Source organism: Pseudoalteromonas sp. SG43-5, from assembly GCF_014164345.1.
In the GTDB taxonomy this organism is placed as follows: Bacteria; Pseudomonadota; Gammaproteobacteria; order Enterobacterales; family Alteromonadaceae; genus Pseudoalteromonas; species Pseudoalteromonas distincta.
Window position 1 is genome coordinate 84,164 of the sequence record NZ_JACJFA010000009.1, and the last position, 22,225, is coordinate 106,388.

General features: G+C 36.4%; 18 protein-coding genes and 2 pseudogenes. 9 read left to right on the plus strand and 11 right to left on the minus strand.

The features are described from left to right. Window position 1 precedes the first annotated feature (1 nt). Window positions 2–322: a helix-turn-helix domain-containing protein gene (locus H5161_RS11465; protein WP_182769336.1), complete on the minus strand. Its 321-nt coding sequence runs from the start codon at window positions 320–322 to the stop codon at window positions 2–4. A gap of 97 nt (window positions 323–419) precedes the next feature. Between H5161_RS11465 and H5161_RS11470 the strand changes: the two genes are divergently transcribed. After that, window positions 420–683: a transposase gene (locus tag H5161_RS11470; RefSeq protein WP_182769337.1), complete on the plus strand. Its 264-nt coding sequence runs from the start codon at window positions 420–422 to the stop codon at window positions 681–683. A gap of 128 nt (window positions 684–811) precedes the next feature. Here H5161_RS11470 and H5161_RS11475 read toward each other — a convergent pair. Further along, window positions 812–1,384, minus strand: a pseudogene (locus H5161_RS11475) (type I restriction-modification system subunit M N-terminal domain-containing protein); the annotation flags it as partial. Between the two features lie 493 nt (window positions 1,385–1,877). Between H5161_RS11475 and H5161_RS11480 the strand changes: the two are divergent. Next, window positions 1,878–2,648: a hypothetical protein gene (locus tag H5161_RS11480; RefSeq protein ID WP_182769339.1), complete on the plus strand. Its 771-nt coding sequence runs from the start codon at window positions 1,878–1,880 to the stop codon at window positions 2,646–2,648. Window positions 2,649–3,866: 1,218 nt separating this feature from the next. Here H5161_RS11480 and H5161_RS11485 read toward each other — a convergent pair. Continuing rightward, a complete protein-coding gene (locus H5161_RS11485; protein ID WP_182769340.1) occupies window positions 3,867–4,073 on the minus strand; it encodes a hypothetical protein in 207 nt (68 codons plus the stop codon). Between the two features lie 808 nt (window positions 4,074–4,881). On the opposite strand from H5161_RS11485, the gene H5161_RS11490 reads away from it, so the two are divergent. After that, window positions 4,882–5,760, plus strand: a complete 879-nt coding sequence (locus H5161_RS11490) for a hypothetical protein (RefSeq protein ID WP_182769341.1) — start codon at window positions 4,882–4,884, stop codon at window positions 5,758–5,760. A gap of 35 nt (window positions 5,761–5,795) precedes the next feature. Here the strand turns inward: H5161_RS11490 and H5161_RS11495 are convergent, their stop codons facing one another. The 4 genes from H5161_RS11495 to H5161_RS11510 form a co-directional block, all read right to left on the minus strand. Then, window positions 5,796–6,743 (minus strand): replication initiation protein, encoded by a 948-nt coding sequence (locus tag H5161_RS11495; RefSeq protein WP_182769342.1) that lies wholly within the window; start codon window positions 6,741–6,743, stop codon window positions 5,796–5,798. Between the two features lie 691 nt (window positions 6,744–7,434). Then, entirely contained in the window at window positions 7,435–7,719 is a 285-nt protein-coding gene (locus H5161_RS11500) for a hypothetical protein (protein WP_149602688.1), read from the minus strand. A gap of 130 nt (window positions 7,720–7,849) precedes the next feature. After that, window positions 7,850–8,242, minus strand: coding sequence for a hypothetical protein (locus H5161_RS11505; protein ID WP_182769343.1), 393 nt, complete (start codon window positions 8,240–8,242; stop codon window positions 7,850–7,852). A 439-nt stretch (window positions 8,243–8,681) separates the two neighbouring features. Then, window positions 8,682–9,647: a GTP pyrophosphokinase family protein gene (locus H5161_RS11510; RefSeq protein WP_182769344.1), complete on the minus strand. Its 966-nt coding sequence runs from the start codon at window positions 9,645–9,647 to the stop codon at window positions 8,682–8,684. Between the two features lie 791 nt (window positions 9,648–10,438). Here H5161_RS11510 and H5161_RS11515 point away from each other — a divergent pair. The 3 genes from H5161_RS11515 to H5161_RS11525 all read left to right on the plus strand — a co-directional run bounded on the left by H5161_RS11515 (window position 10,439) and on the right by H5161_RS11525 (window position 14,061). Next, window positions 10,439–11,503, plus strand: a complete 1,065-nt coding sequence (locus H5161_RS11515) for a replication initiation protein (protein WP_182769345.1) — start codon at window positions 10,439–10,441, stop codon at window positions 11,501–11,503. 359 nt (window positions 11,504–11,862) lie between these two features. Further along, complete coding sequence (locus tag H5161_RS11520) at window positions 11,863–13,059, plus strand: AAA family ATPase (RefSeq protein WP_182769346.1); 1,197 nt, start codon at window positions 11,863–11,865, stop codon at window positions 13,057–13,059. Window positions 13,060–13,065: 6 nt separating this feature from the next. Then, window positions 13,066–14,061 carry a hypothetical protein gene (locus H5161_RS11525; RefSeq protein WP_182769347.1) on the plus strand — a complete coding sequence of 332 codons (996 nt, stop codon included), beginning with the start codon at window positions 13,066–13,068 and terminating at the stop codon, window positions 14,059–14,061. 172 nt (window positions 14,062–14,233) lie between these two features. On the opposite strand, the pseudogene H5161_RS11530 reads toward H5161_RS11525, so the two are convergent. The 4 genes and pseudogenes from H5161_RS11530 to H5161_RS19995 all read right to left on the minus strand — a co-directional run bounded on the left by H5161_RS11530 (window position 14,234) and on the right by H5161_RS19995 (window position 16,822). Further along, window positions 14,234–15,282 (minus strand): annotated as a pseudogene (locus H5161_RS11530) (IS3 family transposase). A gap of 699 nt (window positions 15,283–15,981) precedes the next feature. Continuing rightward, on the minus strand, window positions 15,982–16,122 hold the full coding sequence (locus tag H5161_RS20295) for a DDE-type integrase/transposase/recombinase (protein ID WP_220493525.1): 141 nt from the start codon (window positions 16,120–16,122) through the stop codon (window positions 15,982–15,984). 6 nt (window positions 16,123–16,128) lie between these two features. Next, entirely contained in the window at window positions 16,129–16,425 is a 297-nt protein-coding gene (locus tag H5161_RS19990) for an IS3 family transposase (protein ID WP_310737012.1), read from the minus strand. 301 nt (window positions 16,426–16,726) lie between these two features. Next, window positions 16,727–16,822 carry a transposase gene (locus H5161_RS19995; RefSeq protein ID WP_220493527.1) on the minus strand — a complete coding sequence of 32 codons (96 nt, stop codon included), beginning with the start codon at window positions 16,820–16,822 and terminating at the stop codon, window positions 16,727–16,729. A 126-nt stretch (window positions 16,823–16,948) separates the two neighbouring features. Between H5161_RS19995 and istA the strand changes: the two genes are divergently transcribed. The 3 genes from istA (at window position 16,949) to H5161_RS11550 (ending at window position 22,005) form a co-directional block, all read left to right on the plus strand. After that, a complete protein-coding gene (istA, locus tag H5161_RS11540) occupies window positions 16,949–18,184 on the plus strand; it encodes an IS21 family transposase (protein ID WP_220493529.1) in 1,236 nt (411 codons plus the stop codon). 102 nt (window positions 18,185–18,286) lie between these two features. Then, complete coding sequence (gene istB, locus H5161_RS11545; RefSeq protein WP_182769348.1) at window positions 18,287–19,039, plus strand: IS21-like element helper ATPase IstB; 753 nt, start codon at window positions 18,287–18,289, stop codon at window positions 19,037–19,039. 1,823 nt (window positions 19,040–20,862) lie between these two features. Next, window positions 20,863–22,005 carry a replication protein A gene (locus tag H5161_RS11550; RefSeq protein WP_182769349.1) on the plus strand — a complete coding sequence of 381 codons (1,143 nt, stop codon included), beginning with the start codon at window positions 20,863–20,865 and terminating at the stop codon, window positions 22,003–22,005. Window positions 22,006–22,225: the final 220 nt, after the last annotated feature.

Consider the following 22,225-nt stretch of genomic DNA (forward strand, 5'->3'; position numbering starts at 1 on the left):
ATTAGACTTTCGAGTCAATTTCTTCACTCATTATTGCAAGGATCTTACCTCTTTTTTCTTTTGGTAATTGATGCAACATAACCACAAAGTTGGCCATTTCTTCCGTTTCGCAAAAGAAATAATTAAGCGGCACATCCAGCTCTTCAGCTATGCGCTTTAAAGTTTGTAAATCCGGAGTATGCCTACCTTTTTCATAATGGTTCATACGCCCACTCGCCGAACTGGGCTCCAGACCAATTTTAATTCCCAGCGACTTCTGAGAAAGTTTTGATCGAAGCCGAGCTTCTTTAAGCCGGTATGGCAATGGGTTGATGAATTCCAATGAATATTCATAAGTAAATTTATAATACTTAGATTCTCTAAGTTTTATCCTATCATGTATACTTAGGAATACTAAGTTTAATGATGAGTAACACTCTGTGAATAAGCCATATGCGCAAGATACAAAAGATCTGGCGATTAAAAAAATAATGAACAGTGAAAAACGAGTTCCTGAAGTAGCTAGTGAGCTGGGTATTTCCTCAAGTACTCTGTATCGGTGGATAAAGTTAAAAAGGGAGGAGAAAAACAACTCAAAGAGTAAGTTCTTAATGAAAAAGCTGGAATCTAGGTTGGAAGAAATATCTGAGGAGCGAGAAGTATTGTTAAAGGCAGCCTCAATTTTAGCAAGGGAGATCCGCTAATTCTTCAACGTACTCGAAAATTGATTTACTGAGATGATATTAAAGGTAGTTCTTAGCCAAATATAGGTAACAGTTTAGGCGGCGGTTTTTAGGTGGCATTTGCTCGATAAAAACGTAGATGACATTATGTAGAACTCGCCCCCGCCTTTACCTTCTGATGCAGCAAATTTACCTAAAAAGTATTCATACACACGGCCAACTAAGTCTTCTTCTGTTTTTTCGTTTTGGTTGGCAATGGTGTCTATATTATTAATCGTATCGATAAGCGCCGAGAGCTTACTGGCATCAAGCCCTAAGCGCGAAAAATAGTTATCGGGCAATGCGCCGGCTAGTGATTTATTGTTTTTTTCAACCGCGTGCAGTGCGGTATCTATTTTAACGGCAATATCGCCTTGCTTGGCGTTGGCTTGAATATACGACCAGCGTGCATCTTCTGGTAGGTAAAACACGTTATCCATCGCGTAAAAGTCGACCATATCGATGTATTCATCACCGTACTCAGCAACGATAGCCTTTTTACGCACTTCAAATTTATCACTAATAAATTTAAGAAAGATTAAGCTTAAAACAATGTGCTTATATTCGGCTGATTCAACACTCCCGCGCAGTTTATTGGCGGCATCCCAAAGGGACTCTTCAAACCCGACTTGTGTTTTTTTTGTGGCTTTTTTAGTTGCAGGCTTTTTTGATGCAGCGTCCATATGGTCTCTCTTTGCAAGAATATCAATATAATTATTGGCTTATCATACCGCAAAGGTCGTGGATTTTTGAGTGTTAATTAGTAATAAATTGGTATTAAAAGTAGGGATGCTTTGTAAATGTAAGGATGAGGGTAAACTTATGCTTTTTGCAATAAAAAACCGTATGTAATTTATTTAAAGGGCTAAGTGATTTAATTTATTTAACAAGCTGTTTTTACCTTTATTCACTTTAAATATTACAAAATGGGTTTGTAATTCAACGAATCTAAACTTTCGAAAAATACAAAGTTCAGCGAAATTAACTTTACTTTCGCCAAACATGTTGCGATCTCACTCAATTTGTTGAATAATCCTTCTGAGCCTTGCTGATGAGCTCGTTTCGCCCACTTTGAGCGCAGTCCTGTCGGACAATCATGATTATAAATAAAAATAGTTAAACATTTAACATGCGTAATGTTAGTGGGCGGACGTAAGCATATTTAGGGTTTACACTATGAATCAGTTAGAACAATACTTTCCTTCTGGCCTGTCTATTTCTCGCGCCAAAAAAGACGCAAAAAAATTAAAGAAAGAAAAAGCAATCCCTTTAAACCAAGCACTAGATGAAATTGCTCAAAGTGAAATGAATTTAACTTGGGAGCAAGCATTAAAGGCTCTGTCGTCCAACGTTTATGAAAAAAATGAGCCCCTGAACGAGGAAGTGTTAACGTTGCCAGAAGCAGCATTAAGTGCAGAACAAACATCGTCTCAAACAATGCCCGAAGAAAGTTGTGAAAAGTCAGATGAACAAGATGAAGATGAAGATGAAGATGAAGAGAAGGGGGAGGTAAATTTCACCAATACAATATATAACTCACAGCTAATTAGGTTTGAAGAAATGGTCGACAAGAATAATGGACAGGCAGATACATTTATTTATCCTGCAAACGAAGATTACATTGAGGGTAATGGAAATGGTACCAAGCTGTGGCCGTCACCATTGGCTGCAACCGAAAGCAATGCAGACCTCTTCTGTGATATGCTTAATAAGTTCAGCTTACGCATTTTTGAGTATGACCTAATAGGTACAATCTATGAAGACGAAATTGGTGAAACTTCTTATGATATGTGGTGCGAATCAAACTGTCCAATCTATGAATCTAGTGACTGTGAGCGCGAAATTACCTCAGATCCAGACTACATACATATTAAATCACAGCGATCACTGTATTACGTAATAGATATGGTTCGCTTTACCCTGATAAGCTGGGAATTAGAAATGTAGCTAGTGTAAATTTGCTGGCTTTACTTACTATATTCTTTAATAAGGTAAAGCCATATGAATCGTATTACTGATATCTGGGAGCGAAATGCTCCCTTTTATAAAACGTTCGCCTCAGTATTTAAAGCTACCTTTAACAAATAACTTTGAGTACTTAACAAGCATTTCTCGCTTATCTTTATTTAAAAAACACAGTGTGATTTTACTTTTAATATTAATAACGCTTTAACTTGGCTTATCATCTTACGGTTAAAGCACCCATCGTCTTCGAAAAGAGCATTAAAAACCTATAAAATACACGCATCTTACCATTTTTAAATTAAAAGCAATAAAAGGCTTGCGTTATAAAGCAGGAGCATTTAAAGTTCGAAACATAGGAGGGTAGCAATGCTATTCCTCTGCAGTCTCCTTAGTAAATGGGGATAAATAAAAAGATACAATTAGTTCATAAAAATTAGTTAGCCCGTCGTGCTACTAAGTTGGGTTCCCCGCTTTGGCGGGGGTGAACGGCAAATGCCGTAGTAAAAAAAGTTTAGTCAGACAGTCGTGCTGCTAAATTGGTTTCCCCGCTTTTGCGGGGGTGAGCGACAAATGCCGTAGTAAAAAAAGTTTAGTCAGACAGTCGTGCTGCTAAATTGGTTTCCCCGCTTTTGCGGGGGTGAGCGACAAAACACTGTAGTAAAGAAAATTTAGTTAGCACTTGTAACTACTAATTTTTACCCTTCGCGTAAGCAGAGGTATATGAGAACTAATTTGTATATCCCTTGTGGTTGGTAGGTATGTATTTTTGCATGCCTATCAACTCATTGAACCAACTCCCTCTAAATTACTCTCTCCTATTCAGTCGTATTTAATAGTTTTAAAAACTCATTTTTATATAAACCTTTATCTTTTTATCTTGTGACAGTCTAATTAATGCTTTCAACAAAAAAGCGCCCTAGAATTAGGCGCTTTGCGTTTAGGACAAATTAACAAGGGTTATACAAATTTAATAAGGAGATGCTTAAGCATGACCTTCATGCTTGGGGTGTTACTTTTTCGATAATATTCGTAGTTATAGATACCTGTTATCATTTTAGTACAAAAAACTTAGAGCGATAAACCAAGCGAAGTTTTCAGTCGATTGGTACTGTAATATCAGTATAGCTGAGCCACTAAATGCGATAATCGAATAGGCAACTTCTATTAGATATTGGCTAAAAGCCTTTAAAATTTGGGGCATTAAAAACCGTCATCAAACGTGTCAAATGCATCAAAACACTCGTGCTCTATAGAGTCCGCTATCGATTCTTCAATTTCATAAACAGTCATTACTCTATCGTGTTGGCCTATCACATTGCCACCAACATCAACCATATTAGCGCTCGCATTTGTGATAGGTAATCCTGTTGTTGGATTAATAGCAATATCATTAGCGTCGTTTTTCATTTTTAAACCTTAATAATCATTAATTAATGCTTTCAAATTTAATGATTTCGTGATAAAAAACAAACTTGTTTGACTGCGCAGCTCAGCAACAAACAGTTTGAATAAGGCATTCACTTTTCTTCTATTTTCACTTAATTTTTTTAGTAAAAACCCTCTCCTCTTTATCTAAAAAGTTTATTAATAAGTTTAATTTGAAGGCGGCTTTTGTCTGCAAGACAGGTTTTTAGATCGCATTTTTCGGCACGAAAAACTGCAAAATAGCGCCTCAGAATGAGGCCAACAAGCGCGTAATGTGGTGTAGGCGAAGCCGTAGACACATGGAGAAAGCGCGAATGTACAGCTGGTCTGTACTGACCGCGATAGTGTTTCGCATCAGCGAAATTCGATTAAAATTTGGCACAAATTGATATCGAACCATAATTTTCGTCAGAAAATAAAAGCGAAGAAAAATGCGGATAATGGGGCACCCATCGCATTGTCTGAAGCGGCAGTATGGCGGTCAGTACAGAGCGTAGCTCGGTGCATTCGCGCTGGGTATAAAACGCTAGCGCGATAGCGCGTTGAGCCAGCTCGTTGCGGAGCAACACCAGAGCTGACGGGCGTTTTAGACCTATGGTTGAGTAGCGAAGCGACGAGGCCATCCGCTGAAAGCGGCTTTTGTTGCGATAATTATCGCGACAATCATTCCGTACATGCTGCCAGAGCATCTCGGAATGAAAAACGGAAATACATTTATAAAATGATGATAATTTTTGTGTTGTGGTACTAGTTAATTTTACTAATTAACTCACTAAAAGGATTTTGTGAATTGACTCAGCAGCCATCAAAAGATTTAGAAACTAACAACTTACTTCTCACTCACTACCCTCGCTATTTTGATATAGATATGCGGTATTATCCAGGCGCAAATAACCATCAAAAAGGCGTTAACCGAACTAGATTAACCGTTTTAATTGCTATTCGATTTTCTATTGTTACACCAGGGATTATTCGTTGGTTATATTGCATCAACCATCGGTTAGCACTAGAGCATTTAAACCGGCTAGAAAACGATGGGCTATTGCGTGTTGTAAAAACACACCGAAGCCCAGACGGTCGAGTCTATGTACCTACCTACACTGCAGCCAAATTTGCAGAGGAGTTAATGGGCATCGATATACATTTTAGAGCGAATAGAAACCCTGCTCTGCAGTTCAATCAAAACAATGTAATGCATAACCTGATTAATGCATTTGTCATGCTGCGCGGTATACATAATTACCACAGTGATGAAACGTACGCACCAATGTGGAATGGGTTTATTACCGAGCCTGAATTTAAACGTATTAATAACCTATCTGATACACGAACTGTGGATGGTGCTGTGCGACTCCTAGATGGCTCTGTTGCAGCAATTGAAATTGAGCATTCATTTAAAAATAAAACGGCACGACAGGTCATTTTACTAAAATATTTGGCCTCGTTAAGAAATCGCGATTACAGTAAGATTTTTTTATTCTCTCAGTCGGTCAAAATTTTTGATGACATTAAGCGACTCCACGAACAACTATTTGAGGAAATGCCGCAACGTTTTGACAAGAAGACACGAGCACCACTTCTCAGTGAGAGCGATGCCGAGCTGCTGCGTGCCTCAATAATATACCGAACTAAATTGTGTGAAGAAATTAATGAAATGTTTTACTCGTAATGCAGTAGCATAAATATTGAGACATTATGATTATTTTAATTGCGTAATTGATGAGAGTAATACGACTTAGCTTTATCGTCACCAAGAATTTTTGCATATTCTACACAACGCCTTATATCTGCTTTTGCCAATCTAAAAGCAGAGTTTTCGTTTTGGTTTAATAGCTCATAATTTCCTAATCGATTGAGGTTTCCCCGAGCCCATGCGCCCTCTTTGTCTGTGCCCTTTTTGACCTTAGGCCGACGAGCTAACCTCGGCCTAGCTATATGCTGACCGTCGGATTGAGGGATGTATGAGAACTCGATGGCAGTAATACAGTTACCCATTTTTTTTGGCTTAAACGTTACGCGTACATCTGTGTGGGCATTAATTTTTTCAATAGCAGGTAACAGGATGCGGTTTTTAAAATCGCGCCATGCTCCATATGATTCAGATAAAAACAACTTCTTTTTCATCTCTGGCAACTGAAAATTCACAACTACCGCGCCCTGTCGTTTGTAATTTTTATAATTTCGCACCTCGTTTAGGAGTGCATACAACCGAAATGATGCTAGGCTGTTTAATTTTACTGTGTTATGAAAAAATAACCTTGTGAAATTTTTCTCTATATTAAAAATATACGGCTCGATGGCTTCTGAAAACTCCAGTGTAATAAACGAGCCCTGATTTTTCAGCTTTTCGTATGTAGCATTGCTCACCCAAGGGATTGATACCGCTTCACCGCTATCATTTAAAATAGTTACAGATTTATCTCTTAGTGACTCTACAGCTGCGCTCAACTGCTCATAAACACTACCTTTACTCAGGCCAAAGCACTGGGCATATTCCGTTGGATAAATCAGAATTTTTCCTGGGTTAGACTTTTTGGAATTAATTTTAGACAACGCTAGATTTATTAATCGCTGCTCATTAATATCGAGTGAATAACCCGCATGCAACAGCTTATTGCCGAAAACAATTCTTGGAGAATTTTTACTGCTCATTTCTCTACCTCATTTCTAGTTTATGCTGTTATGCTAACCGCGGCTCAACGAATAAAAGAAATTTCGGTAAGTTTTTTGGTAAAAAAAAGTTTTATTTATTTACAGTGAAAATGGCCCCCTAAACCGTATAAATTGCCTACTCATTTCGTATATAATGCCACAACAAACATATAAATTGCCCACCAAAACAGTAAATATTTTATTTAATTTCAATAAGATAGCCACCTCTAAAAGTATTAAAATAGAAAAAATAAAAATACAGGCGCATTTGCCACTTTTATAAATTCATTTCTGACGGTTAAAAAATAAATTAATTATTTTTTATTTTTTTACTACGCCACTATGATTTGTAATGAGGCTACTGAGTGAACTAACTGAAATACGCAAAAGGGAGATAGATGTAAATCTACCTCCCTTTTGCATTTGACCTATGCGCCTGGCCAAACATGATTACAATGACTACGCTTTTGAGCCACCGTAACGAACCCCTGTATTTGCGCAGGACCTCCTCCCAGATTTGATACTCAGTAACTGAGTAAAATGCCCTATTAAACGCTATTGCAGTTAGGGCAACGAATCAGCAAATAATGATTCACGGCATATTTTGGGAGACATGATCAGGCTGTTACTTTGATTTTGAAAATAACTATTATGACCTCAGTTTCAATCGCTAATTATTTACAATTTAACCCTAAGAAAAAACATCATCCTCGAAGTCACATGGCAGCTCCACACGCTCTATTGGGTCGCTAATCAGAGCATGCATAAGCTCGTAAGTAAACTTTCGCATGGCAAACTCATTTAGTGCTTTATTCGCTGTAATTTCAGGGCCAATGACCTCCCAGAGCTCATGTAAATTAAAATTATCACTGCGTAATTCTAATAGGTTTATTTGGTGGTCATTCGCGGTGATTACTCGACTAAATGTCTGTAATAATTTTAAAAAATCCAATGTTGATACGTATGTGCTTTCCATACTTAACTTTCCTTGTATGATTTGTTATCAAAATCGATAACTCATTATTAGGTAATAATCAGGCATGGGAATTTAAATCTATTTACGAAAAAAATTATAAAAAAAAGCGAACAAATGTTCGCTTAGGGGGTTATGCATTGTCGATAATATCGACCCAATCACTCTCTGCTGCTGCAAAAAATGTAGTTGGCGTTTGCATAAATATTTGCTGAAACTCCTCAGAGAAAAACTCACAAAACTGCGTTATTTGCTCTATGTAGATAAGTAAAAAAAGCGTCATATCTACTCCCTCTAAATATCGATTCTCGAAACTCGGATTTTTTTCTAACATACTATTTGAAATGCTAATACCAAGTATTTTTCCAACGCTATCTCTATGTAAATAGATGTATTGATTGAAATTTAACTCCAAACTTTGTTCGTTAACTACATCTGCTAACAATAAAATTGTAGAGCAGTCATCCCAAGGCGATTTGCTAGCACGTACATATTGGCGAATAAATTGAGATTTAGTATTTTTCATGATTTGTCCTCGTTAATTGTCCTAAAATCAACTAGGGCCATGCGATGGGTAAAATGAAGAGTTGCGTTTTTGTTGGCTAAATTTGCAAAAATAATAAAAATCATTAAGGTTAATATGGCTGTACAACCTCGAGAATGAACAATATGACTGATTTTATTTGGATAATACCAGCGATAGTACTGACACTAATTTTGATAAGGCTTGTTTTGGCACACGATAAAGGAGGTTAATTTTATGTACTTTCCAGCTTCTAGTAGACAATTTATAACTCTACGTAAACGCATACAGCTCAAAGGCAAACTTTACCAAAGTTCCAACATAGGTCTGATAAGCGAAGTCCCACCCGACAAAGTAAAACACCTTACAAATTAGTATTAAATTTTATTTTTTCGAGTGACTGGAGAGTGCCAACAGCGGACATTGGTAATGCCTTGTTATATTAATTATTCTCCAGTGTTACATATCTATGGTTTTCACCTAACTCTTCATGTAAACACCCACGAGCCAAACCGATATGTGTATAAAAAACACCTTGATGAAGCCTTTCAAGATCTTCGCTTTGAGGGTCTTGTAACTCGTTTATTACTCTTGATTGGTCTTCCTGAATCTGGCTAGATAAATGAGCATTTACTATCTTAATAAAGTCAGTCGTTTTGTTAATTCCATTAAGTGCTAATTCAGCTAAAAACTCAGCATAGTTCTCATGACCAACGTGTTTATTTTTGGCCGGTAATAGTTGATCACAAAGCTTCTCTAGTACATCAACATTAAAGCTAGATTCGTCATTAATATGTTCAACATATTCATGCCTCTCTACTAACAATCTTTCAAATTCTAAATCCACAGTTTCTAGTAAAGCTGAAACCCTATTAATGGAACGACGCAGGGGGACTGGCACGTTGTCTTCTTGTTTGTACTGCAGTTTATGAGAGGCTACAGCCCAAGTATGTTGCGACAACGTCCTAATCTGGATTTCAGCCTTATATAGCTCTAAACCTTGCAGTGTGGGCAACTTGAGCCAGTCGTTTGGCAACTTTACAGTGTAGTGAGTAGAATGATAACCAAACTGATCATCACTTAGTCTTTCTGAGGTATCTTCTTGCTCAACAACATCAAAGTGTTTTTTAATAAGATTGCAAACCTTAACAATATCCGATTTAAATAAAACAATAATTCGGAGACCAACCAGATCATCTAAATCTGTAATAGATGTTATTGATTTGTTTTTTCTTAATAATTTACCTTCAATAGAGTTAAACGTTTTTATCCTGCTCTCTATTGCGGTGCCTAAAGTCACATCATTCTGTTCAACCAAACCATTTAATTGCTCAATGATAGCGCTCATAAATCGAGATGCATTAGGTTTGTGATTATCATAATCAATTTTTATTAACTCTTTATCCATAACATCTCAATTTGAAATTAATATAACAACTTTACCAGAGGACACTTTCTCTATTTTAGCGCGAAAACGTCCTTATTTAATGAACGTATATTAATAACAAATATTGTAAGCTGTTGCCAACTATAAATATTATGCTTTCTGTAGCTTATAGAAACATGTAAAAAAGAGGAAAGTTTCCTCTTATACTTACTAAGTTAATGACGACTCACCTGAACGACCGCTTATCGCTCTAAGCCGCCTCCCATATAAATAAAAATAAATAGTAGATATGGAAATGCGTTCCACAATGTGGAAACAAGTTATCAATACATAATTCTGGTTAAATACACCAGAATTATGTATTTATTGTTGAACCTCCCCTTAAATGCACCACAAATATGTAATTTCAGGCTATTAACTTTACATAATTATGGTGTTAATACTAAAAACACCATTTTTTGTACTCTATTGTCGAGTAAGACTTAGTTCAAAGGCTTAATAACTATATTGAGATAACATAATTATGGTGTTTTTCGTCAAATGACTAACGTCAGCTGCAAATAAATGGTGTTTTATAATCTTAGATAACATAATAGTGGTATAGAAACACCACTATTATGTTATTTAAAAAACGAAGCGAATTACAACACACTGAAATATAATGTTTTTAATGAAAATGAAATTTGTTGATTACATAAAACTGGTTAATAACACCAGTTTTATGTAAAACAATCGATTTAAATACACAAAACTGGTGTTATTGACCAGTATTGTGTATTTTAAGATTATTGATTACATCTTTCTGGTGTGAAATGGAAAAAAAACTAAACCCAAACCCAATTTCTCGTTCAAATTTACCTAAACATATAAAACAAGGGCATAAACTTGTATTCAGCCGTAAGGACTTGTCGCAAAGGGAAGCTGATCTGTTTGCACTGATGATGGCCCAGATGAAAGACTCTGATTGGGAAAAAAGCACACCGCAGTATACATATACAGCGAGCCAGTTATCAGAATGGTTGAATATCAGCTCTAAGCACGTAGGCAGTATTTTATCTCCTGCTGCTGAACGGCTTGCAAGCTACAAAATAGGTATAAAAGTAGAAGGGACTCCTGGCGACTTTGAATTTGATTACAAACCTCTATTTAAAAATATTAAGTATAAACGAGGCGTGTTGACAATGGTACCTAACGACATGCTTGAAAGTGAATATATTGAATATAAACAAGGGTTTGCATTAATAACAACAAGAACATATTTAGATATAAAACAAGAATACGCAAAAAGATTGTACGAAATTTTAAGCCGGTTTAAAAAAGACGGTTATGAAATGCATTACATTGCAATTGACGAGCTGAAAGGGCTTTTTGGTTTACTCGATGAAAGTGGGCGGCTGAAAAAAAATAAAAGCTCTTTTAAAAACAACGGCGTATTCATGAAACGCTGCGTTAGAGATAGCATAGAAATCTTACGTGGGCACCCTATTGCTCGTAAAGAATTTTTATTTCTAGAAAGCGAAAATAACGACATTGGTTATGAATTAAAAACACAAGGTAAGAAAATTTCTGAAATAAAATTTCTTATTAGATGGCTAAATAAAGGTACTACTGAAGAATTAAATACTCATGATGCGCTAAATACAGTGAAAGAACTAATTTCTAAGCAATTGATTCAAAATGAAAAGCTATCTCCTGCAGAACTAACACAGCTAATGTTTGCTTATCGCTATCTTGGCCAGGATGATGAGGCGGATAAAGTTGAAAAAGCTCTAAATAGAAGCATGGCTCTAAATAAAAATACAGTAAATGAGAAAGAGAAACAGCTAAGGGATGAAGTTAATTCTTTAATAGAGTTAACAAAGGATATCGACTACTAAGCACACCATAAACGTGTAATCACAACACCAGTAATATGATCAGTAACACCATTTTTGTGATCACTAATACCATCAATATGATCTTAAACACCATTAAAGTGATCTTAAACACCAATAAACTGATCTAAAACAACTTAAAAACCATTATTTTTCAATGAGATAAGGAGTCTATATATTAATAGTCTCTATATTCTTTAATAGAAATAATATAATTTATAGTGTCTGTGTATAAGTGCATAACTTTGAAATACATAGCAATTAGACAAGAAACTAAATATTCCATTTAATGTTTACAAACACATTAATATGCAGCATTATATGTTAACTTTATAAAATGCTGCATATTTCAAGGTAAGCTGATGGATGACAGAATACTAAAAATAGCCACTAGGGCGAAACTAACCCTGGAGGCATTGTCAGAGAAAATTACTAATTCTCAGATAGAATTTAATGCTGAAAAGTATGAACCTACATACTCAAAATCTGCAGTCGCAAATTTACCAGAACTGGCTAAGGCAAAAGTTGATAAGGCTGTAGCTGAGATGGAGCAAAAAGGATATCAGTTCCAAAAAAAGCAGGCCGGTTTAAATAATGTTTATAGTATGGGCCATAAAGATATTACCGCTATTTATGAACACAGAGGGGTTCCTAAATACCGTGATAAATTTAAAGAAGCCCATACAATTTTCCTTACAAACCTTAAAGGAGGCGTTGCAAAAACGGTCTCCAGCGTAACTCTCGCTCACGGCTTGAGGTGCACCCCTGCCCTACTTCACCATGATTTGAGAATATTAGTGCTCGACCTAGACCCACAGGCCAGTGCAACAATGTTTATGAAACACGACCTTTCGATTGGCGTTGTAGATGAAACTGTTGCCCAAGCAATGCTACAGAATGTAAGCCGTGAAGAGTTATTGGAAGAGTTTGTTAAACCAACGAACGTATCTGGCGTAGATATTATACCTGCCTCTATTGAGGACGCATTTATAGCCTCTCAATTCGAAAAGTTAGCAAATGAGCATTTACCTGGGCAAAATATATATGATGTTCTGCAAGAGAATATAATTAACAAACTAAAGCACGATTATGATTTTATTTTTATTGATTCAGGGCCTCACTTGGATGCATTTTTATTAAACTCATTTGTTGCAGCCGATACATTTTTAATACCAGTCCCCCCTGCTCAGGTTGATTTTCACTCGACATTGAAATTTATGCAAAGACTCCCTGAGCTTTTCGATATGACCGAAACGGCAGGCAGCGAAATTAAACTTAGTTCAATATTCGGATATATGGCTAAGATTGCGAGGAAATCGGATCACGCAGATGCTCAAAGTCTGCTTCGTGAGGTCTGCGGTGCCAATATGCTAGATACCTCACTGCCTTTATCTACAGCATTTGAACGTTGCGGTGAGAGTTTTGGAACTGTTTTTTCAACTAATCCAAAATTTTATCCTGGTGACAGAGATGCATTGAAAAGAGCGCGTTTAAAAGCTGAGGAATTCACACGTTCAGTATTTGACACAATTACGTTTAATAGAAAAAACAAAGGCTAGACCACTATGAACACAAGAAAAAGAGCCGTGATCGGGCGTAAAGTCACAACTACTAATTTAGATGAGCTTATTACGAAAAATAGTGGAAACAATATAGTAGAGCGTTCTCCAATTTCTGAACGAGATATTGAGTGGGAACGCGTTGAAATTGAAAGCCATGATGTTTTAGATAAATGTACAAAATCGATTTATAATAAACGATCATTTAAAGACTTATCTTTAGCATCTGTGCTTGATATCTATCATTCAATTAAGTCTACAGGTGGTAATACAGAAGCCGTTAGAGCTGAACTTGTTGATGGAAAGTATGAAATCCTAGGTGGACTTCGCCGTGCTTACACTGTTTCTCTTTTACCAAATACTAAATTAACTTTGGTTGTAACCAAAAATTTATCGGAAGAAGAACGTGCCCATTTCGCTCAAGTTATGGATGAATACTCAGAGCCTAGCTATATGGATAAAGCGCGCTCTATTAGTGAGTTAAAGGATAAACTAGAGAAAAGAAATGGTATAGAGCTAACAGGGACAAAACTTTGTGAAATTTTGGGGATGAAAAAAAGCAACGTCTACTACGCGTTAAGCTTTTCAAATATACCTAACGATATTATAAAGCTGTTCCCTGCCCTAAAATTTATATCTACTCCATTTCTACGAGAATTAGTTAAACATAATAAAGATAATTATCTCGATAATTTAGCTTCACATTTTAAAGCGATCGAAACATCACAGCTTACTGGTAAAGAGTCTAAAGAAGAATTATTAGAAATAGACGAATTTTTAGAAAAGGAATCTAAAAAGTTACAACGTGATATTTTAAATAAAATTAAAAATGACAAAGCTCAAGATAAAACTGCTTATGACGGTAAGTTCAAAGAGCTTATTAAAAGCAACGTAAGTGGTGTAAAATTTACGACGACAAAAAATGGTGTAAATATTTCTATAGATGAATCTAAGATAAGTCCAGATATATTAGAAATGCTTTTAACCAGCTTTAACTCTTAGTTTTACCAACATAACCTTTATTTTAGATGCCTTTTCCACATTGTGGAAAAGGCATATTGTTAAAATTAGACTTGTCTACGAATAATATAAATACGTTTTATCACATGAATATTTAATAATATTTCCCAACTTAATCTCCCCTTTCTAGCAGTAGTACCATATATTGTTCTGGTCAACTAAAACTAGACACTTTAATTTCATAATTTTCAAACTCCACAGACGATAAATCATTATTCGCTGAATGCAGACGCTCTAAGCTGTAATATTTAATGTATACAACCACTTATTTTTTCATAAATACTCTCATTGGCTGGTTTGCTTTGAATAACCAATCATGCTTTAAACTACTAAAAAAGTGCTCAACGACAGCATTATCCCAGCAAGCTCCCACATCCCCTATACTTGCTCTTATGCTATAACTAGCGAGCAGTTTACTATATTGTAAACTGGTATATTGTGAACCTCGATCGGTGTGGAAAACGAGCCCAATCGGCGGCTGTCGCAAATTTTAGGCTTTGATAACGCCTTACTTATTAAGCCCGTTGTTATACATTTATCGATATGCCATCCTACGATTCAGCGTGAATATAAATCCATCACTATAGCCAAATACATCCAGCCTTCACCTGTTTTTAAATAAGTCACATCACCAGCCTAAATTTGATTAGCACCCATTGGATTGAAGTTCTTGTTAAGTAAGTTAGCTGCAACAGAGTCTGAGTGTTTATGCCTAGTGCTGTGTAACTTTTAAACATACACGGCGTACAATCTTACGAACAAGGTACCGACCAACTTGATAGCCTTCCTTGCGAAGTCTCTTCACCATTTCTCGGTTACCTAAACTCCCTCCGCTCTTTTCAAAAAGCTGGCGGATACGTCGGTACAGCTTTAGCGTATCAATGCTGATTATTAATGGTGGGCATTTTAGCCAGTCATAATAATCTGATTTGCTTACTTGCATCATGCGACAAAGCAATGTCACAGGGAACTGAATAGACTGTTTTTTAATTAAATTTTACTTCATTTCTTTTGTAAAGAAGGCGGTGACCTTTTTAATATTTCTTTTTTCATACTTAATTCTGTGTTTTCTTTACGTAATCGCTTTAGTTCACCCAAAGTAACCCATTGTTGCTTAGCGACTACTTTATCTTTTCACTTGTAAAGTAAACTACTAAGAGACTTAGCGGCTACTGCAACGCTGTAGCTCTGCTCAGTTATTATTAAAACAGCTTCATCTTTAAAAACTTGAGAGTAACTCTTGTGTAATTTTTTAAACTCAAGATAGAGTAAATGTTAAAAATCGGCTAAGGGGTATATGTCTTTCACACTAAATTTAATAGGCCTGTTTTCAAATTTTAATTACTTAATAAACTGTATTGCTTTAAATAGAAAGCATTTAAAACCTTTTGTCATTTACTTTTCCACATTGTGGAAAATATTCCTATACTTTAATCCTTATCACAGCTAATCACGTGCTTGAATAGTTTAGTTTCAAAGGTGTTTAGGGTCTGTTGATCTTTGCGTATTAAAGTTCATTCAAGCCTGGAGTTACTTAATCGCGGCGCAAGGTTTGTAACCTAGAGGGTTAAGTAAAACTGAGCAAAGCTTCCACTGGACTTCACAGCTTTTACTAGACAGTTTCTAACTCAGAAAAATACGCTTCCTCAAATTTAACAGGTGAAAGACAGTCTGTATGCGAATAGCGTTTTTCGAATTGCAAAACATTTCTATAAAAGATCTCTGCTTTCGTATCATTGCGTGTTGAGTAAATCTCCCTTTTAATTATCAGCTTTATAATTGTTGTAAAAAAATTCAGCAATAGCATTATCATGACAATTCCCAGCTCGACTCATTGAAGGTACAAGGTTATGTTCTTTTATAAAGGCTAAGTAATCAGCACTACCATATTGCCTCTCTTGATCACAATATTTCAGCTTTGGGTTGGCGATGATAAATTGCCATAAGCAATGCTTTAATTACTAAGTCTTTGTCCATGTTCTTATCCATCGACCAACCTACTATGCGTCTAGAGAATAAATCTATGACAGTTGCTACATACAAGAAGCCTTAATAGGTTCTCACAAAGGTAGTGTCACTTACCCAAGTTTGATTCGGCGCAGGAGGATTAAACTGGCGATCTAGCAAGTTAGCTGTAGTGCTTGATGTTTTACCGCTTTTAATATGGCGATGTTTATAGCCTATTTGCGCTTTGAATCTATGTTGGCGCATGATCTTAGCTACTCGATTTACACTACATTGCTCACCAGCTTCACGTAAATCTGCTTGTATCGAAGGACTGCCGTAAATACCACAACTGGCAACGTAGGACTCCTTGATAAGCTTAAGTAAACGATTATCTTCGATTGTTCTGTCACTTAATGGCTTTTTAACAACGCATAAAAACCACTGCGCTGTAGCTTAAATAGCTTACACATCTCAACAATAGAAAACTCATTTTGATGCTCACGAATAAAAGCGTACTTTACTCTGTGTTTCTAACAAACTATTTTGTGGCCTTTTTAAGAATGTCTCGTTCCTCCGTGACACGTTTTAGCTCGGCCTCAAGCTTGGTGATCCTTAGTTGTTCATCAGGTGATTTGGTTTGTTTAAGTTTTTCTGATAACTAGCTTCGCCAGTGGTATAACGTTTTAGTACAAATACCTAATCATTCTGATACTTCAGCAATTGAATAACCACGTTCAGTAATTTGTTTAACAGCTTCTATTTTAAATTCTTGGGTATACCGTTTGCCTTTGCTCATAAAGTACCTCTAATTGAAGTTACAATGTAACTCTATTAAGCGACAATTACGGTGGCCGGTCTAGCGACAATTATCTTGGCCGGTTGATCTGATAAGGTTCGGTACAGCAGAACGGAGGAGTTCACTGTGCCGGGAATACGAATCACTGCTCAGCAGGTCACTATTTATATGAAACATAGAAAGCGTAATAGCCAAGTTATCGCGGCTGCGAAAGCAGGTATTTCAGAACGTTCAGCAAGGCGCATTGATAAACTGGAACAGCAGCCATTGTCTAATAAACGCCAATGGCGAACGCGTATAGATCCACTTGAGCCTATCTGGGACAGTATTGTTGTCCCTCTACTTCAAGGTGATGCAACGTTAACTCCGGTGGGAATTTTTGATCACCTTTGCGAATTTCACACTGACAAATTTAACCCGAGCTCACGGCGTACGTTAGAGCGTCGAATTCACAAATGGCGAGCGCTTTACGGCTCAAGCAAAGAGGTCGTATTCCTGCAAACACACGAGTATGGCCTATTAGGTATGTGTGATTTTACACATGTGAAGTCAGCCGTTACCATTGCTAGTGACCCCCTAAAACATATATTGTTTCATTATCGTATGCCCGCAAGTGGCTGGGCTTACGCCCAAGTGATTTACGGCGGTGAAAGCTTTGCTGCTTTTTCTGATGGCTTGCAAAACGCATTTAGAGCAGCCGGCGGTGTGCCTAAAGAAGTGCGTACAGACAGTCTGAGCGCCGCCTATCGTAATCACACTAATGATAACGATTTTACAGAGCGCTTTAATGAGCTAGTCACCCATTATGGCTTTAAAGCGACTCGCAATAACCGCGGTATTGCGCATGAAAATGGGGCTATTGAGAGCCCTCATGGGCATCTTAAATCGCAACTGGAGCAAGCATTAAAAATCCGTGGTAGTTATGACTTTCAGACAAGAGAAGCCTATGAATCGTTTGTTGCCGACATTGTTGCTCGCCGCAATCGCCGTGTAAGTGATAAATACGCAGTAGAGCAGCGACAATTACATGCTTTACCAAAGAGGATGAGCGTCAATTACACCGAGCATTATCTAACGGTGTCACGTACGAGTACGATTTCATTGAAACGTGTTACCTATAGCGTCCCGTCACGCCTTATTGGTAGCCGATTACTTGTGCGTTTATATGACAACCGTTTAGAGCTGCGCTATGGCAGCGATTTAGTTCAAACCTTAGCGCGTGTCTATGCTTCTAAAGGGTGCCGTGCACGTAATATTAGTTACTTGCATGTTATTGACGCACTGGTTAAAAAACCACTGGCATGTCGCTACTCACGACTACGTGACGACTTACTCCCAAACGACAATTACCGGCCATCCTAGAATGTGAAGCGCAATTTTTAATGATTGCATCAAACAGACCCACAATGACAATAAAGCAACACAGCTTGAGCGCTTATAGCAGCATGATACCGGGAGCTCTACATGGATAACTTTACGGCCTCGTTACCTTTAATGCTGAAACAATTAAAGCTTAGCACTATGCTTCAACAGTGGAACGCTCTGGGCAAAAAAGCGATAGAAGAGCAATGGAGTCCACAGCAATACTTGTCTGAGCTGTGTCATATTGAACTTGCGACACGCGATGATAAACGCCTTCAGCGGCTTTTAAGAGATGCAAAATTGCCAGTGGGTAAACACCTTAGTAGCTTCGACTTTACCCTTGTTGGTGGGGTGAGTAAGCCCCTGGTTACTGATTTAATAACTCAGCCGGATTGGTTGAAGCACGGTGGCAATATATTGTTATTTGGAGCGAGTGGTCTTGGTAAAACGCATCTCGCCAGTAGCATCGGTTATGGCCTTATCGAACAAGGCCATAAAATTAAGTTCGTTGCCGCGTCAGCGATTGTTCAACAACTCCAGCAAGCAAAGCGACATTTACGCTTGCAAGATGAGCTTGTAAAGCTCGATAAATACAGCTTATTAATTGTTGATGACGTTGGTTACGTTCGAAAAACGGAACAGGAAACGAGTGTGCAGTTTGAATTGATAGCCCATCGCTATGAGCGACACAGCATGATCATTACATCAAACAAATCATTTGAACAATGGGATGAACTATTTGATGACTCAACGATGACTGTCGCGGCAATCGATCGCTTGGTTCATCACGCAACGATTATTCATTGCGAAGGTGAAAGTTACCGACGCAAAACAGCGGTCAATAAGAGCAAATAAAATTCGGTGTCAACCGGCCAAGATAATTGACGCTAGATAGTAACTCACTTGGTGTTTAGTAAACTCAGGGAAGACCAGTCTATATACCTAACATATAGATGTAAATTTAACCATCAATAGTCGATCAAAGCCTTAAATTGTTTGATCTTCGTATTAATACTATTGGGCTTCTAACGCATTCTAAGGTGCTCATTTTAATGTAATGACATAAGCTTCGAGATTCCATGCTAAAAGCTTGTACAGAGTGATGGGGGAGGTTGTGAAAGCACGCCTCTATGTAATGAAGACTTGTTTAACTATACAAACCAGGGAGAAAATACTACAAATCCAAATAGGCTCGACTTAGATTCTTTTTTTAATTTTAAATACTATTGTATTAATTTATTTTGTCGGAATAGTAAATATTATACGAAAACTTATGTCCAGAGGTGCCAATTAAAATTATGAGGTTATATTAACTACTTCTTTTGCTTATAATTTATGAGCTAGAGAAAGATATGATGGCTCTTATATACCTTTTTATCATTAAGAAATAGTTCTAACTTATACGTAATTTACTGTTAAGGATAATAATAAGGTTAATATGATTAAATAATAGGTATAAGGTTAAAGCATGTAATATAGATATAATGAATTGAATTTATTATATTTTTATAAAATTCGTGGATCAATAAACCTCTATGTCTGGATCATATTTACACTATGTTTTAGATCATATTTCCTCTATGTGTACTTTAAAAGTATATAACTACACACAAGTTATAAACACTCTTATCCTCAGTTATAAGCCTCAGATCAGATTTCCATTATGTTTAATTATGAAGTTATCCCCATGACTTATCTTTTTTTTTCCATAAACATAGCGTAGATCTGATCTCCATCATGTTCAGATCACTATTTAACTAGGTGAAATCGGGTTTATCCACATGGATAAACCCGATTTACCTACTATCAATTAATTTTATTGAGTTTTCTCTGCAACTTCATGAATTCAATCCAAAGTGCCTATTTAAAACGAATTTATAACTATAGATATCGAATAAAGCACTATGATTGGAAACTAATTTACTGAAGATATCCACTTAGATCACTTTTCCTCTATGGTTTGGGTTATCTTAAAAATTAACACAGATCAACTTTCCTCTAAGTTCAGGCACGGGCTTTATTAGCAAAAGTTATCGATTTACGTTCGAATTGTTAACTTTGATAATAAACTCGAAGCTTATAAAGGCGTCACAGATCACTTTTCCTCTATGCTGGATGTTTGATAATAGCTGGTACAGATCGCTTTTCCTCTATGTTTAAGCTTTCATGGGGATGATTGTTTGGCATTTAATATAGATTTTATATGTTCAAGTTCTTTAATTTTGTTTTTTAAAAGGGTTATAGATCAATATTCCTCTATGTATAAAGCTTATTGTTGAAGAGTAAGTTAAGCTTAGCTCAGCAAGGTCATTCTGAGCGCAAGGTCTAGGGTTGTGTCTAAGTCGGGGGGCAATTTCCTCTATGTTCTTTAATTACATAAGGGTAGGCGGCTTAAATAAATACATCATTGTTTATTATTAAAAAGCCAATAATAGGTGAAGCTCCAAGTTTACATTATGTATAGATCAGTTTTCCTCTATGTTAGTGCAATAAATGCTTACTGAAATTAGTTTTAAAATATAAAAATCTATATTGATAAACCCATAAACTTATTTTTTAAATTGTATTTATATTTTTATTACACCCAGATCAATTTTCCTCTATGTTCCAGAGTTGCTGTAACTTATGGGTTATGAGAACCTAGGGTATAATTACAATAATGAGCAGGGTTTTGCTTAATGGCCAATAAGTACATTTCGTTGAGTAATCTTCCTGATACTATTAAAAACGAAATTAAGACAATTCAAAATGCAAATCAAGTCGAGCAATTGTCGCTTTTCATCGATAATCAAAGTACGTTGTCGGGTTTTGAAAACTCTATTTCAAACACTTTTAATGCTTATGACTTGTGGTCACGTTTTATACGTAATCAACGTAAACTGGTAAAAATTAGTGAAGCTCCTAACCGAGTTGTCGTATCACGCAATATTTCAGATAAGTTAGAAGGGGTTATGTATGAAGGTAAACTGGAAATAGCTCCCGCGCTGATTGTGGGGAAAGATGAAGATTATTTTGCCTGGCCTTCGGATAGAGAAGAAAAAGTGGAAAGGGCACTTATTCGTTTAGCTAGCCAAGGTAAAATAGCAAAAATTTCCGGTAAAATGGGTGACAGATATGCGGTATATTTTTCTATTAAAGAAATCGCTAACGAGCTGAAGTGTGTTAATCAAACCTTATCATTTGCAGAAATAAAGCAAGCACTACAAATACTTAAGGGAAGTGAGCTCAATTTTAAATACCAAGTAACCAATCAGGCTGGTGAAAAGCATTATAGCGAATCCAAAATGAATTATTTAAGCTCAATTCATTTCAGTGGTCAGCAAGGAAAGTCAACTGTGAAGTGTCTTGCTGTATTAAATGAGTTTATGTCGCAGCAAATAGAGTCTATCGGTTACAGAGGATATTATTTTAATCGTGCTCAATCGTTTAAAAGAACCTTATCTCGATGGCTAACTTTGAGGCTTTATCATATGTTTCGCTATGCAAGTGTGGGAAAGACGCATCATTTTTTACTAAAAAAAACCATGATAAAGTTTGGCTCCATTGACAGTGAAGATATTAAAAAACCTCGGCTTACAGCTATTCGCCGAGATATGGCTAATACGATGAAGGACTTGATTGATTCCGATATTTTAGACAGTTATGAAATCAGTAATATAAAGGATGATGAAGGCAATATCGTTGACTATAAATATGAGCTGCGTCCTTCTGATTCATTTTGTGCTGAGATCCTATCTCTAAACAAACATAACAAGAAAATAACGGAAAAAGCCAAGGTATTAGATGAGCAAGAGCTTCATGCTAATTTTACTGAGTCTTAAACATAAGTATTTAAAAATATTTTCTATAAAAAGCTTTAAATCATAGCTTAGTTTTTTGTTATCTATATTTAATCGCAACTCTTCAGTTAGTTAATTATGTAAAAGTGTTAATTGAAAGAATGTGTTCCACATTGTGGAATTTATTTCACTAATATTAAATATTTCAGTGGCTCTCCAAATTAAGGAAAAGTTACTTAAAATTCTTTGGGCATTTTGAGTT

Coding starts and splice junctions, on each gene's coding strand:
- H5161_RS11515 (WP_182769345.1), top strand. CDS start 10,439: ATGGAAAAAAAACTAAACCCAAACCCAATTTCTCGTTCAAATTTACCT.
- H5161_RS11525 (WP_182769347.1), top strand. CDS start 13,066: ATGAACACAAGAAAAAGAGCCGTGATCGGGCGTAAAGTCACAACTACT.
- H5161_RS11500 (WP_149602688.1), bottom strand. CDS start 7,719: ATGGAAAGCACATACGTATCAACATTGGATTTTTTAAAATTATTACAG.
- H5161_RS11480 (WP_182769339.1), top strand. CDS start 1,878: ATGAATCAGTTAGAACAATACTTTCCTTCTGGCCTGTCTATTTCTCGC.
- H5161_RS19995 (WP_220493527.1), bottom strand. CDS start 16,822: ATGAGCAAAGGCAAACGGTATACCCAAGAATTTAAAATAGAAGCTGTT.
- H5161_RS11485 (WP_182769340.1), bottom strand. CDS start 4,073: ATGAAAAACGACGCTAATGATATTGCTATTAATCCAACAACAGGATTA.
- istB (WP_182769348.1), top strand. CDS start 18,287: ATGGATAACTTTACGGCCTCGTTACCTTTAATGCTGAAACAATTAAAG.
- H5161_RS11505 (WP_182769343.1), bottom strand. CDS start 8,242: ATGAAAAATACTAAATCTCAATTTATTCGCCAATATGTACGTGCTAGC.
- H5161_RS11520 (WP_182769346.1), top strand. CDS start 11,863: ATGGATGACAGAATACTAAAAATAGCCACTAGGGCGAAACTAACCCTG.
- H5161_RS11510 (WP_182769344.1), bottom strand. CDS start 9,647: ATGGATAAAGAGTTAATAAAAATTGATTATGATAATCACAAACCTAAT.
- H5161_RS11550 (WP_182769349.1), top strand. CDS start 20,863: ATGGCCAATAAGTACATTTCGTTGAGTAATCTTCCTGATACTATTAAA.
- H5161_RS11495 (WP_182769342.1), bottom strand. CDS start 6,743: ATGAGCAGTAAAAATTCTCCAAGAATTGTTTTCGGCAATAAGCTGTTG.